We start from the raw sequence: 13,328 nt of genomic DNA on the forward strand, positions 1-13,328 counted from the left end.
CATGAACATCGAAGTCGATCGCGAAGCCCTGCTCGACGCGGGCCCCTGGAAACGCAATTTGATCGTCTGCGTGTTCGGCTCCTTCACGACAATCGTGGGGATGACGCTGCTGCTGCCGTTCCTGCCGCTCTATGTCGAGCAGCTCGGCGTGACCGATCATGCCGCGATCGTGCAATGGTCGGGCGTCGCCTATGGCGCGACCTTCTTCAGCGCGGCGCTGACGGCGCCGCTGTGGGGACGGCTCGCCGATCGCTACGGCCGCAAGCTGATGCTGATCCGCGCCAGCCTCGGCATGGCGATCGCGATGTCGCTGATCGGCATGGCGCACAACGTCTATGAGCTGGTCGGCCTGCGGCTGCTGACCGGCCTGCTCGGCGGCTACGCGTCGGGTTCGACCGTGCTGGTCGCGGCGCAGACGCCGAAAGCGCGATCCGGCTGGGCGATCGGCGTGCTGTCGGCCGGCATCATGGCCGGCAGCCTGGTCGGTCCCTTGATCGGCGGCGTGCTGCCGGGGCTGATCGGCATCCGCGCGACCTTCTTCCTGATCGGCGGGGTCATCTTCTTCACCTTCCTCGGCACGACGTTCCTGATCCGCGAGGAAGCACGCCCGAAGACCGCGAAAGGCGGCAAGGCGCGTGGCGGCTGGTCGCTGGTCCCGGACAAGCGCCCTGTCGTCGCGATGTGGGGAACCGGCCTGCTGCTGATGGTCGCCAACATGTCGATCGAGCCGATCATCACGGTCTATGTCGCGCAACTGGTCGAAGCACCGCAGGTGACGTTCGTGGCCGGCCTCGTGATGTCGGCGGCGGCCTTCGGCAGCCTGCTGTCGTCCTCGCATCTCGGCAAGCTGGCCGATCGGGTCGGCCACTGGCGGATCATCACCATCTGCCTTGCTGTCTCCTCGCTGCTGTTGGTCCCGCAGGCCTTCGTGGTCAGCGGCTGGCAGTTGATCCTGCTGCGCTTCCTGATGGGGCTCGCGCTCGGCGGCCTCCTGCCCTGCATCGCGAGCGTGATCCGGCATAACGTGCCTGATGCGGTCACCGGCAGCATGCTCGGCTATTCGATCTCGGCGCAATATGCCGGCCAGGTGATCGGCCCGCTCGGCGGCGGCTTCGTCGGCGGCCATATCGGCATGCCCGCGGTGTTCCTCGGCACCAGCGTGCTGATGGCACTCGGCGCGATCGGCAATTTCGTCGTCGAGAGACAAGACTAGTTCCGGCGCCGGCGTACCCACGCCGGCAACTCGATCGTTCCGTACCGCAACGACGAAAAAGCCCGTCGGGGTGTCGGAATGCGCGCCATTGGTTCGTTCTTTGCTGTGAAGCCAGCAAATGGAGATACCCAATGGCCGACCTGACCCTTACCACCTTCGATTGGGTTCCGGAGATGCCGCGGGGATTTGTGCGAGACCTCCGCGTGCGCTGGGCATTGGAAGAGGCGCGCTTGCCGTATCGCGTTGCGAGCGTGCCGTTTCGCGATCGGAGCGCCGAGCACTTCGCGCACCAGCCGTTCGGCCAGGTGCCGTGGCTGACCGACGGCGACATCTCGATCTTCGAGAGCGGCGCGATCCTGCTGCATCTCGGCGAGCGCGGCGACGCCCTGCTGCCGACCGACCCACGCCAGCGAAGCGAGGCTTTGAAATGGCTGTTCGCAGCGCTCAATTCGGTCGAGATGGCGAGCCTGCCCTGGTCGCTCCTGGTGTTCTCGGGCGAAAGCGGCGGCACGTCGGCATGGACACGCTTCGACGGCTTTCTGCAATCCCGGCTCAGGCACATGGAGCCGGTGCTGACGGGCCGCAAATGGCTGGCCGGGCCGTTCTCCGTCGCCGACATTCTCATGGCGGATGTGCTGCGCCTGGTCGACCGCTTCGACGGACTGGCGGAATATCCCGCGTGTCGCGACTACGTCGCGCGTGCCACCGCGCGGCCGGCTTTCGCAAAAGCGCATGCCGATCAGATGGCGCACTTTGCCGCCGCGGACAGAGCCGCAGCCTTCCCGACCTGATCGCGAACAACGAAAACAAAAACGGCGCCCGAAGGCGCCGTTTTCTTATGTCGATCGGAGCTCGCTTCAGTGCGCCGTCAGGCCACCGGACGCCTCATCGGAAGCGTCGGGCTTGACGTCGACCTTGCTGGTCTCCTCTTCCCAGACGATCGGCGCGGGCACGCGGACCAGCGCCTTGGCGACGACCTCATCCAGCCGCGAGACCGGAATGATGTCCATGCCGCCCTTGATCGCATCGGAAATCTCCGTGAGATCCTTGGCGTTGTCCTCCGGGATCAGCACCGTCTTGATGCCGCCGCGGGCGGCGGCCAAGAGCTTCTCCTTCAGACCGCCGATCGGCAGCACGCGACCACGCAGCGTGATCTCGCCGGTCATCGCGACATCGTGGCGGACCGGGATGCCGGTCATGACCGAGATGATCGCGGTGGCCATCGCAACACCGGCAGACGGACCGTCCTTCGGCGTCGCGCCCTCCGGCACGTGAACGTGGATGTCGCGGCGGTCGAACATCGGCGGTTCGATGCCGTAGACGATCGCACGCGAGCGGACGTAAGACGCCGCCGCCGAGATCGACTCCTTCATCACGTCGCGCAGATTGCCCGTGACGGTCATCTTGCCCTTGCCGGGCATCATGACGCCTTCAATGGTGAGCAACTCGCCGCCGACATCGGTCCAGGCCAGACCGGTGACGATACCGACCTGATCCTCGTCGTCGATCTCGCCGAAGCGATACTTCGGAACGCCGAGGAACTCTTCGATGTTCGCCTCGGTGACCTTCACCGACTTCTTCTTGGAGATCATCAGCTCCTTCACCGCCTTGCGGGCGAGTGTGGAGAGCTCACGCTCCAGGTTACGCACGCCCGCTTCGCGGGTGTAGCGGCGGATCATCAAGAGCAAGGCCGCGTCGTCGATCGACCATTCCTTGGAGTCCAGACCGTGCTTGGAGAGCGCACTCGGGATCAGATGCTTGCGCGCGATCTCGACCTTCTCGTTCTCCGTGTAGCCGGCGATCCGGATGATCTCCATACGGTCCATCAGCGGGCCGGGAATATTCAGCGTATTCGCGGTCGTGATGAACATCACGTTGGACAGGTCGTAGTCGACCTCCAGGTAGTGGTCGTTGAAGGTCGAGTTCTGCTCGGGGTCCAAGACCTCAAGCAGGGCCGACGACGGATCGCCGCGGAAATCGGCGCCCATCTTGTCGATCTCGTCCAGCAGGAACAGCGGGTTCGAGGTCTTCGCCTTGCGCATCGACTGGATGATCTTGCCGGGCATCGAGCCGATATAGGTGCGGCGGTGACCGCGGATCTCGGCCTCGTCACGCACGCCGCCGAGCGACACGCGCACGAATTCGCGCCCCGTGGCCTTCGCGATCGACTTGCCGAGCGAGGTCTTGCCGACGCCGGGAGGCCCGACCAGGCACAGGATCGGTCCGGTCAGCTTGTTGGCGCGCGACTGCACCGCGAGATACTCGACGATACGGTCCTTGACCTTCTCGAGCCCGTAGTGATCGGAGTCCAGAACCGCCTGCGCCGCCTCGAGGTCCTTCTTGACCTTGGACTTCTTGCCCCACGGGATCGACAGCAGCCAATCCAGATAGTTGCGCACGACGGTCGCTTCCGCGGACATCGGCGACATCTGGCGCAGCTTCTTCAGCTCGTGCTGGGCCTTCTCGCGCGCTTCCTTGGACAGCTTGGTCTTGGAGATCTTCTCCTCCAGATCGGCCAACTCGTCACGACCTTCGTCGTCGCCGAGCTCCTTCTGGATCGCCTTCATCTGCTCGTTCAGGTAATACTCGCGCTGGGTCTTCTCCATCTGGCGCTTGACGCGCGAGCGGATGCGCTTCTCGACCTGCAACACCGAGATCTCGCTTTCCATCAGGCCCAGCACCTTCTCCAGGCGCTGCGTGACGGACAACGTCTCCAGGATCGCTTGCCGGTCGGCAATCTTGACCGCGAGATGCGAAGCAACGGTATCGCCGAGCTTGGCGAAATCGGTGATCGCCTGAACCACGCCGACGACTTCGGCGGAGATCTTCTTGTTCAGCTTCACATAGCTTTCGAAGTCGGACACGACCGACCGCGCCAGCGCCTCGGCTTCGACCGAGTTGGCGTCAGTGTCGGCGAGCGCGACCGCGGTCGCCTCGTAATATTCGCTGCGGTCGGAATACTTCTCGACGCGCGCGCGCTCGAGGCCCTCGACCAGCACCTTCACGGTGCCGTCGGGCAGTTTCAGGAGCTGCAGGACGCTGGCGAGCGTACCGGTCTCGTAAATTGAATCGGGTGCCGGATCGTCATCGGACGCGTTCTTCTGCGTCGCGAGCATGATCAGCGCGTCGTTCTTCATCACCTCTTCGAGCGCGCGGATCGATTTCTCGCGGCCGACGAAGAGCGGCACGATCATGTGCGGGAAGACGACGATGTCGCGGAGCGGCAGCACCGGATAGGAGTGGCTTTCGCCGTGGACGATCGTTGGCCGGGGTTTTGAGGTCGTCATGGCCTAATCCTTTTGTTGTGCCCCCTTGCACGCAGTCCGCCTGCTTGCGCAACCGCCACAAGGTGCCTTGGTGATGCGGAATGAGAATGCCGTCGGCAGCCGCTTATTCCGCATCGTGAAGCGACGAATCTCAACGGATGAGATCCCTCACCGATAGCATTAGGTGGCTATCAGGCGGGGGGGTGTCAAGTCTCAGAAGTGTCGGGAAATATAGGCTAAACAAGCATTTGCTGCTACGCCGTAAGGGCGCCGCTGCTGCGCCACGGCGGCCGCCGGAGCGTCCGGCAGCCGTGCATTTTTGGCGGGTCGAGACGAGCGCCGTTTAGGCGCTCGCGCTGCTCTCGACGGCGCGGTCGGAACGATCCGCGTAGATGTAGAGTGGACGCGCCGTTCCCTCGACGACCTCGCGCGAGATCACGACTTCCTCGACGCCTTCCAGGCCCGGGAGATCGAACATGGTTTCGAGCAGGATGCTCTCCAGGATCGACCGCAGGCCGCGCGCGCCGGTCTTGCGCTCGATCGCCTTGCGGGCGACCGCGCCAAGCGCCTCGTCGGCGAAGGTCAGCTCGATGTTCTCCATCTCGAACAGCCGCTGGTACTGCTTCACCAGCGCGTTCTTCGGATCGGTCAGGATCTTCTTCAGCGAGGTCTCGTCGAGGTCCTCCAGCGTCGCAACGACGGGCAGACGGCCGACGAATTCCGGGATCAAGCCGTACTTCAGCAGATCTTCCGGCTCGACGTGACGGAAGATCTCGCCGGTGCGGCGATCCTCCGGCGCGAGCACCTGCGCCGCGAAGCCGATCGAGGTCGAGCGGCCGCGCGCGGAGATGATCTTCTCGAGGCCCGAGAACGCACCGCCGCAGATGAACAGGATGTTGGTGGTATCCACCTGCAGGAATTCCTGCTGCGGATGCTTGCGGCCGCCCTGCGGCGGGACCGAGGCCACGGTGCCTTCCATGATCTTCAGCAGCGCCTGCTGGACGCCCTCGCCCGACACATCGCGGGTGATCGAGGGATTGTCCGACTTACGGCTGATCTTGTCGATTTCGTCGATATAGACGATGCCGCGCTGCGCACGCTCGACATTGTAGTCGGCGGCCTGCAGCAGCTTCAGGATGATGTTCTCGACGTCCTCGCCGACATAGCCGGCTTCGGTCAGCGTCGTCGCGTCAGCCATGGTGAAGGGCACGTCGAGGATGCGGGCCAGCGTCTGCGCGAGCAGCGTCTTGCCCGAACCGGTCGGACCGATCAGCAGGATGTTCGACTTCGCCAGTTCGACGTCGTTGTGCTTGGTCTGATGGTTGAGCCGCTTGTAGTGGTTGTGGACGGCGACCGACAGCACCTTCTTGGCATGGCTCTGGCCGATCACGTAGTCGTCCAGGACCTTGCAGATTTCCTTCGGCGTCGGGATGCCGTCGCGCGACTTCACCAGCGAGGACTTGTTCTCCTCGCGAATGATGTCCATGCACAGTTCGACACACTCGTCGCAAATGAAGACAGTCGGTCCGGCAATCAGCTTGCGAACTTCATGCTGGCTCTTGCCGCAGAACGAGCAATATAGCGTGTTCTTGGCGTCGCTCGTGCCGACCTTACTCATTCATTATCTCCGTCCGCCGTTCGATCTTGTTTGCCAGATCGACCCAATCCGGCACACAACCGGGCTGTTGGGTAGATAGAGCAAATTCCGTACCAAAAAAGACCCTACGCAATACTGACCGTGTGGATCACGGTTTATTCGAATCTCCGCGATCATAGCCGATGCATCACAGCCAACCATGCTGGCACCCGACTATCAAGAATTCGCTAATCGGATGGCCGGCTCAAGACCGTGACAATACCGTGATTTTCAACGATCGCACGTGGAATACGCGTCGAAATCCACGGAACGTTGCGGGATTACCACGTCGGTATATGAGCACGAAAGCGGAACTTTCCGCTGTGCGCATGCACCCGCCGGCGGGTCCAGCACCCTGCTTTTGCCGGTTATGTGAGGCGTCAATGTGGAGATCACACCGACGCCTCGAGATGCCTGCCCAGATCAGGCCGCCTTCGCGGCGGCCGGATCGTCCGGACGCTTGTCGATGACCTTGTCGACGAGGCCGAATGCCTTGGCGTCCTCGGCGGTGAGGAACTTGTCGCGCTCCAGCGCGTCCTCGATCGCCTTGTAGGTCTGACCGGTATGCTTCACGTAGATCTCGTTGAGGCGCTTCTTGAGATTCAGGATCTCCTGCGCGTGCAGCATGATGTCGGTGGCCTGGCCCTGGAAGCCGCCGGACGGCTGGTGCACCATGATGCGGGAATTCGGCAGCGTGAAGCGCATGTCCTTCTCGCCGGCGGCCAGCAGCAGCGAGCCCATCGAGGCCGCCTGCCCCGTGCACAGCGTCGATACCGGCGGACGGATGAACTGCATCGTGTCGTAGATCGCAAGGCCCGACGTCACCACGCCACCCGGCGAGTTGATGTACATCGAGATTTCCTTCTTCGGATTCTCGGCCTCGAGGAACAGCAGCTGCGCGACGATCAGCGTCGACATGCCGTCTTCCACCGGACCGGTGACAAAGATGATGCGCTCTTTCAGCAGGCGCGAGAAAATGTCGTAGGCGCGTTCGCCGCGATTAGTCTGCTCGACGACCATCGGCACGAGGTTCATGTAGGTTTCAACGGGATCGCGCATGAAAGAACCCAAGGGTTAGGGGTGATGCAGAACTTTGCTCAAGACTACTTGGCTCAAGACTACTGCCTCAAGGCTTAACCCAGATATGGGCCAATTTCCGGCCGACAAGGCCGTCAACTCGCCGCACTAGCCACCTGGGCAGGTCGCAGAAGTTCAAGCTGATTCGCGTCTTCGCGCCTAGCGACGGGGACCTTCGCCAGGCGCGCTTTCGCGGTTCATCATTAACGCGAGGTGCCGAAATTAAGCGGCAGTTTTCTCGGCGTCTTCATCCTTGAACAGCTCCTCCTTGGTGACCTTCTTCTCGGTCACGTTGGCGAGCTCCAGGACGAAGTCGACAACCTTGTCCTCGTAAATCGGGGCGCGGAGCTGGGCCAACGCCTGGGCGTTGCTGCGGTAGTAGTCCCAGACTTCCTTTTCGCGGCCGGGCATCTGGCGCGCGCGCTCGATCACGGCGCGCGACACCTCGTCGTCGGTCACGGTAATCTTGTTCTTCTCGCCGATCTCCGACAGCACAAGGCCGAGGCGGACGCGGCGGTCGGCGATCTTGTGGTACTCCTCCTTTGCCGCTTCCTCGGTGGTGTTCTCGTCGGCGAAGGTCTTGCCGGACGAGTCCATCTCCGCCTTGATCGAGTTCCACATCAGATTGAACTCTTCGGCGACAAGCGACGGCGGCGCCTCGAATCTGTGGCTCTCGTCGAGCCGGTCGAGCAGCGCGCGCTTGACCTTCTGGCGGGTGGCGCCGGCGAACTCGGCCGTCAGGCGCTCGCGGGCGGCCTCCTTCAGCTTGTCGAGCGACTCCAGGCCCAGCGTCTTGGCGAACTCGTCGTCGATCGTGGTCTCACCGGGCGCCTCGATCAGCGTCGCGGTGGTCTCGAACTCGGCCGGCTGGCCGGCGAGCTTCTCGTTCAGATAGTTCTTCGGGAACGAGACCTTCAGCGTGCGAGTCTCATTGGTGCCGATGCCGATCAGCTGCTCCTCGAAGCCCGGGATGAACTGGCCGGCGCCGATCACGACCTGGATGCCCTCGCCGGTGCCGCCGTCGAAGGCTTCACCGTTGATGGTGCCCTTGAAGCTGATGGTAACGCGGTCGCCCTTCTCCGCCACGCCCTCGGTCTTGGCATTGTACGGACGGCTGCCCTCGGCGATCCGCTTGATGGCATCGTCGACATCGGCGTCGGAGACTTCGACGACCGGCTTCTCGACCGAGAACGACTTGAAATCGGCGAGCTGGATCGGCGGCACGACCTCGATCGCGACGGTGTAGGTCAGGTCGGTCTTACCCGACAGCAATTCCTCGACCTGGTCCTTCTCGGTCGGCATCGTGATCTTCGGCTCGCCGGCGAGGCGGAAGCCGCGATCTTCGAAGATCTGCCGGTTGGTATCGCTGATGGTCTGGTCGATGGTCTCGGCCATCACCGAGCGGCCGTAGATCTTCTTCAGATGCGCCACCGGCACCTTGCCGGGACGGAAGCCGTTGAGACGGACCTTGTCCTTGAGGTCGACCAGCTTGGCGTCCGCCTTGGCATCGAGATCGGATGCCGGGACGCTGATCTTGAATTCGTGCTTCAATCCCTCGTTGAGGGTCTCGGTGACCTGCATGGTATCAATCTTCTTCCGCTTTTGCCGCGGCCCGAGCGGCCGTGGCAGTGTTCAATCTGTTCGACGATGGGCCTTGCGGCCTAACGTCTGTGGGTTCGGCGAACCCTCACCCCATCGGGGCCAAAGGTTCTCCAAGAATTCGTCATGCAAACGCTGTAAGCGCTTGGTGCGGGCGGAGGGACTCGAACCCCCACAACTTTCGTCACTGGAACCTAAATCCAGCGCGTCTACCAGTTCCGCCACGCCCGCGCGAAAAGCATCCCAGTCCGGCCGCGATGCCGCGGGCGGCCGGGCTTATAACATGCGCCCACCGGTTCGCAGCAAAAAAATGGCCACTGTAGAGCCCGCCCTGCGACCGATCGCGACTGGACAGGTACTCTTGAAAATGGTCCGCATCGGCCGGATGGCAAGTCCTCCCGCAAGTCCCGAATTTTCCCTCACCCGGCGTCACCTGATGGGCGCCCTCGGCGCCGCGGCGCTTTGCCCCGCTCTGCCGGCCACCGGCGCGGCGCAGGGCCGGACCGCGGTCGCGCTCCAGGCCAAACCTGACCGCATCTCGCTTCGTCCGGACGGACCGGGTCCTGGCGGACCGGAGACATCGGTCTGGTCGCTCGGCAGCGGCGACCTCCGCTTCAAACGCGGCGAGGTCCTTGACGTGACCTTTGGCAATGACCTGCCGGTCGCGGCCGCGCTGGACTGCCGCGGGCTCGACGGCGTCGCGGCGGCGGAGCCACTGGCCTCCCGGGCGCTGCTTGCCGCCGGGGCCAAGGATAGCTTCCAACTGCCGCTTCGGCATGCCGGCACCTTCCTGTGCGAGCCGCTGATCGGCGATGGCGGCACGGCGCCGGCACGGCCGCGGCCGCTGATCGTGACCGGCACCTCGCCGGTCGCGGTCGACCGCGACGAGGTCCTGCTGATCGAGGAGTGGCGCCTGCGGCCGGACGGAAGCGCAATCCCGGCCGGCAATGATCCAAAAGATTCGACGCAAATTCATACGATTAACGGGAAAACCTCATACGATATCTCCGCACCGGCCAATGCCCGCCTCAGACTCCGCTTTATCAACGGCAGCCAACGCAGCGTGTTGGCGATCAAGCTGGAGAACCTCGACGTCCGTGTGATGGCCATCGACGGCCAGCCGGCCGAACCGTTTTCGGCCCGCAACGGTGCGCTCGTCCTCGCTCCCGGCAGCCGCACCGATGTCTTCGTCGACGCCGCCGGACCGGCCGGAACCAGCTTTCCGATCCTGCTGCACGACGGCAAGCAGGCCCGCCCGGTCGGCAAACTGGCCGTCTCGAACGACCCGCCGGTCCGCTCGGCGCCGTTCCCGCCGGCACCGCCGCTGCCCGGCAACGACATGCCCGCTCAGCTCGATCTCAAGAGCGCCGCAAGGTTCGAGCTAACCCTCGGCACGCCGACCGAATGGTTCCGGCCGGCGGACTTCAAGCCATCAGCCGCTCCGGCCTTTCAGGCCAAAGCCGGCCGGCCGGTTGTGCTGGCGCTGACCAACCACGGCGCGATCGCCAGCGTGTTTCATCTGCACGGCCATCACTTCCGTCTGCTCGACCGGCTCGACGACGGCTGGAAGCCGTTCTGGCTCGACACGCTCGCGATTGAGCCGGGCCAGACCCAGCGCATCACCTTCCTTGCCGAATATCCCGGCCGCTATCTGGTCGAGCAGGTCGCGACCGACTGGGCCGCGCCGCGGCTGGTCCGATGGTACAGTGTCCAATAACAAGAAGAGGAAACGTCCATGAGCCAGACAGTTGCAGCGATCCGCGGAGTTCGTGCGCGAAGCGTCGTGGTGCCGCTCAAGCGTCCGGTGAAGAACGCCTTCGGCGTGATCGATTCCGGCCCGCTGGTTCTGATCGATGTCGAGACCGACCAAGGCGTTACCGGCCGCAGCTACATCTTCGCCTATAGCAAGCTCACACTTAACCCGCTTTGTTGTCTGATCGAGGAGATCGGCCGCGAGCTGGTCGGCAAGCCGGTCGCGCCGTTCGACCTGATGAAGGCGATGGACGCCAAGTTTCGGCTGCTCGGCTGGCAGGGCCTGGTCGGCATGGCGGTATCCGGTCTCGACATGGCGTATTGGGACGTACTCGGACAGCTTGCCGGCCGGCCGCTGGTCGAACTGCTCGGCGGCTCGGCGAAGCCGATCAAGGCCTATGACAGCTACGGCGTAGTCGATCCCGTGGCCGACGAGCGCGCGCTGCGCCGCTCGCTCGACCAGGGCTTCAAGGGCATCAAGATCAAGGGCGGCGACGGTGATGCCGCCAATGACGAGCGCGTCGTGAAGGGCGTGCGCGCCCTGCTCGGCCCCGACATTGCGTTGATGATCGACTTCAACCAGTCGCTCGATCCGGCGGAGGCGACCCGCCGCATCGCTCGGCTTGCGCCCTACGATTTGCACTGGATCGAGGAGCCGGTGCCGCAGGAAAGCCTGTCCGGCCACGCCAAGGTCCGCGAGACCTCGCCGACGCCGATCCAGGCCGGCGAGAACTGGTGGTTTCCGCGCGGCTTTGCCGAAGCGATCGCGGCCGGCGCGTCCGACTTCATCATGCCCGACGTGATGAAGGTCGGCGGCGTCACCGGCTGGCTGCAGGTCGCGGGCCAAGCCGACGCCGCATCGATCCCGATGTCGAGCCATCTGTTCGCGGAAGTCAGCGCGCATCTGCTCGCGGTGACGCCGACCGCGCACTGGCTCGAGTTCCTCGACTTCGCCGGCGCGATCCTCACAAGGCCCGCCGAAATCGTCGACGGCGCCGTGACCGCTCGCGGTCCCGGGCTCGGCATCGAGTGGAACGAGTCGGCCGTCGCGAAGTATCTCGTCAGCTAGCGGCGATCCTGGCCGGTGAGCGCACGCTTCACCTTTGCGACGCATTCATGTAGGTCGATCCGAAATCGGAGCGCCCAATGTCGACCAATAGCAAGCTGACGCTCAAATTCCGCTGTCCGACGGAGCTTGACGGACTGATACCGGCCCCCATACCGGCGGCCCAGGGCGTTCCCGACTGGCTCAAGGCGATGCCGGCGACGGCCTTCTCCTCGATCAACCTGCACGACGAGGACACCATCAAGCGCTGCCCGCCGTTCGTGGATGCGATGACCTGCGGGTTCTTGCTGCCGCTGGTTTGCGATCTCAAGGTCGAGGACGGCGAAATCACCTGGGACCAGGACCTGCCGCCGGGAGGCACGCCGGAATTCCCACGCTCACCGATCGGCTTCCACGACCCGGGTCAGGTCACCGGCACTCCGCTGTTTGAAGAGGGCCGCTTCTTTCTCAAATTCCACAATTTGTGGACCGTCGAAGCCCCGGAAGGCTACGCGATCTACTTCACCCATCCCGTCAACCGCTTCGACCTGCCATTCACCACACTCAGCGGCCTGGTCAATTCCGACCTCTATGCCGACAATTGGGTGCACTTTCCGGCGTACTGGCACGACAGGAATTTCAGAGGCGTCCTCCCCAAGGGGACTCCGATCGCGCAATGTATTCCCGTCAAGCGAGACGACTGGACCGCGCAGGCAACGCCGTTCACCGCCGAAGACGCCAAGCGGGTCGGCGAACTCCGCACCGAGCTCAGACGGCAGCCGAACCTCTACCGGAGAAACTTCAGGGCGTAAGGCATGGCGGAATGCCGTCCGCCGCGCGCTCAATCTCACTCCCCGCCGAGGAACTTCGCAGCGGCGCTCTGGGAGAAGAAGAAGCGGCCATGAGATCCCGAGGCCATGACGAATGCCGCGCGTCCAAACAGCTGGGGCTGACCGCGCATCACCGAGCGCAGCGCTGCCTCGGCAGCATCGCGCTCCCCCTGCTCGAAAAGGCAGGTGGCGAGGTGGGCGCGGGTTGAGCGATCATCCGGGTATTGCGCGAGCACGCGGCGGAACGCATCCGCGGCTGCGGCGTAGTCGCCACGGAGGATCAGGACCCGCCCGAGCTGGTTGAGAATGTCGGGGCGTCCCGGCGCGGCATCACGTGCCGCCGTCAGGACGCTTGCAGCCCGCGCGATGTCATTGGTCTCCTGCAACAGGCGCCCGAGATCGAGCTTCAGGTCGACGCTCTCAGGGGCCAGCGCGAGACCGGCCTCGATCGTGCTGATCGCCTCGTCGTGTTGCCCGGCCTTGGCAAGCTGCCCGGCGAGTTCTTGAAAGGACGGAAAATATGGCGGGCGGCGTGCCGCCGTGCGCCGAAGCTGTGCGATGCCGTCGGTGACGCGGCCCGCGCCGCACAGCAACGCGCCGAGCAAAGTCTCGACCTCTCCATCGTCGCCGCGACGGGCAACGCGCTCGAGCGCGGCGATCGCCTCGCCTCCCCGGTTCTGCCCCATCAGGGCATGCGCAAGAAGAAGCACGGCGTGTCTGTCCGTGCGGTTCGATTTCAGGACGTTCGTCGCAATCTGCTCGGCCTGAGCAAACTGCTGCGCCCGCAACGCCAAGGCACCTTGTTGCAGCGCCTGAGCGAGGAAATTGTTCTGCCTGCCACTCACGAGCGAGATTCACGGTGCCGAGGGAATACCCTGCGCGTTTAGCCCGCATCTTTCGACGCGTCCAC

10 protein-coding genes and 1 tRNA gene are annotated in these 13,328 nt (G+C 64.1%); 5 read left to right on the forward strand and 6 right to left on the reverse strand.

Features of this window, described 5'->3' with window-relative positions:
- The first annotated feature begins 1 nt into the window (after nt 1).
- Nucleotides 2–1,213 (forward strand): MFS transporter, encoded by a 1,212-nt coding sequence (locus ACVIHF_RS16725; protein WP_310879516.1) that lies wholly within the window; start codon nt 2–4, stop codon nt 1,211–1,213.
- A 131-nt stretch (nt 1,214–1,344) separates the two neighbouring features.
- Nucleotides 1,345–2,004 (forward strand): glutathione S-transferase family protein, encoded by a 660-nt coding sequence (locus ACVIHF_RS16730; protein ID WP_310879515.1) that lies wholly within the window; start codon nt 1,345–1,347, stop codon nt 2,002–2,004.
- A gap of 66 nt (nt 2,005–2,070) precedes the next feature.
- Here the strand turns inward: ACVIHF_RS16730 and lon are convergent, their stop codons facing one another.
- The 5 genes from lon to ACVIHF_RS16755 all read right to left on the reverse strand — a co-directional run bounded on the left by lon (nt 2,071) and on the right by ACVIHF_RS16755 (nt 9,022).
- Nucleotides 2,071–4,500, reverse strand: a complete 2,430-nt coding sequence (lon, locus tag ACVIHF_RS16735; RefSeq protein WP_028333951.1) for an endopeptidase La — start codon at nt 4,498–4,500, stop codon at nt 2,071–2,073.
- Between the two features lie 322 nt (nt 4,501–4,822).
- On the reverse strand, nt 4,823–6,097 hold the full coding sequence (gene clpX, locus ACVIHF_RS16740; protein WP_018271869.1) for an ATP-dependent Clp protease ATP-binding subunit ClpX: 1,275 nt from the start codon (nt 6,095–6,097) through the stop codon (nt 4,823–4,825).
- A gap of 441 nt (nt 6,098–6,538) precedes the next feature.
- A complete protein-coding gene (locus ACVIHF_RS16745; RefSeq protein WP_016847729.1) occupies nt 6,539–7,174 on the reverse strand; it encodes an ATP-dependent Clp protease proteolytic subunit in 636 nt (211 codons plus the stop codon).
- Between the two features lie 240 nt (nt 7,175–7,414).
- The gene (tig, locus tag ACVIHF_RS16750; protein ID WP_456792315.1) at nt 7,415–8,773 is read right to left on the reverse strand and encodes a trigger factor; all 1,359 of its coding nucleotides are present in this window, start codon (nt 8,771–8,773) and stop codon (nt 7,415–7,417) included.
- 164 nt (nt 8,774–8,937) lie between these two features.
- Nucleotides 8,938–9,022, reverse strand: a tRNA-Leu gene (locus tag ACVIHF_RS16755).
- A 136-nt stretch (nt 9,023–9,158) separates the two neighbouring features.
- Here ACVIHF_RS16755 and ACVIHF_RS16760 point away from each other — a divergent pair.
- The 3 genes from ACVIHF_RS16760 (at nt 9,159) to ACVIHF_RS16770 (ending at nt 12,400) form a co-directional block, all read left to right on the forward strand.
- The gene (locus tag ACVIHF_RS16760) at nt 9,159–10,508 is read left to right on the forward strand and encodes a multicopper oxidase domain-containing protein (protein ID WP_456794098.1); all 1,350 of its coding nucleotides are present in this window, start codon (nt 9,159–9,161) and stop codon (nt 10,506–10,508) included.
- Between the two features lie 18 nt (nt 10,509–10,526).
- Nucleotides 10,527–11,612 carry an enolase C-terminal domain-like protein gene (locus ACVIHF_RS16765; protein WP_456792316.1) on the forward strand — a complete coding sequence of 362 codons (1,086 nt, stop codon included), beginning with the start codon at nt 10,527–10,529 and terminating at the stop codon, nt 11,610–11,612.
- 77 nt (nt 11,613–11,689) lie between these two features.
- Nucleotides 11,690–12,400, forward strand: a complete 711-nt coding sequence (locus ACVIHF_RS16770; protein ID WP_253608443.1) for a hypothetical protein — start codon at nt 11,690–11,692, stop codon at nt 12,398–12,400.
- A 35-nt stretch (nt 12,401–12,435) separates the two neighbouring features.
- On the opposite strand, the gene ACVIHF_RS16775 is transcribed toward ACVIHF_RS16770, so the two are convergent.
- Nucleotides 12,436–13,263: a tetratricopeptide repeat protein gene (locus ACVIHF_RS16775; RefSeq protein ID WP_456792317.1), complete on the reverse strand. Its 828-nt coding sequence runs from the start codon at nt 13,261–13,263 to the stop codon at nt 12,436–12,438.
- Nucleotides 13,264–13,328: the final 65 nt, after the last annotated feature.

Source organism: Bradyrhizobium sp. USDA 4506 (assembly GCF_054058795.1).

Coding starts and splice junctions, on each gene's coding strand:
- ACVIHF_RS16730 (WP_310879515.1), top strand. CDS start 1,345: ATGGCCGACCTGACCCTTACCACCTTCGATTGGGTTCCGGAGATGCCG.
- ACVIHF_RS16725 (WP_310879516.1), top strand. CDS start 2: ATGAACATCGAAGTCGATCGCGAAGCCCTGCTCGACGCGGGCCCCTGG.
- clpX (WP_018271869.1), bottom strand. CDS start 6,097: ATGAGTAAGGTCGGCACGAGCGACGCCAAGAACACGCTATATTGCTCG.
- lon (WP_028333951.1), bottom strand. CDS start 4,500: ATGACGACCTCAAAACCCCGGCCAACGATCGTCCACGGCGAAAGCCAC.
- ACVIHF_RS16745 (WP_016847729.1), bottom strand. CDS start 7,174: ATGCGCGATCCCGTTGAAACCTACATGAACCTCGTGCCGATGGTCGTC.
- ACVIHF_RS16760 (WP_456794098.1), top strand. CDS start 9,159: ATGGTCCGCATCGGCCGGATGGCAAGTCCTCCCGCAAGTCCCGAATTT.
- ACVIHF_RS16765 (WP_456792316.1), top strand. CDS start 10,527: ATGAGCCAGACAGTTGCAGCGATCCGCGGAGTTCGTGCGCGAAGCGTC.
- ACVIHF_RS16770 (WP_253608443.1), top strand. CDS start 11,690: ATGTCGACCAATAGCAAGCTGACGCTCAAATTCCGCTGTCCGACGGAG.
- tig (WP_456792315.1), bottom strand. CDS start 8,773: ATGCAGGTCACCGAGACCCTCAACGAGGGATTGAAGCACGAATTCAAG.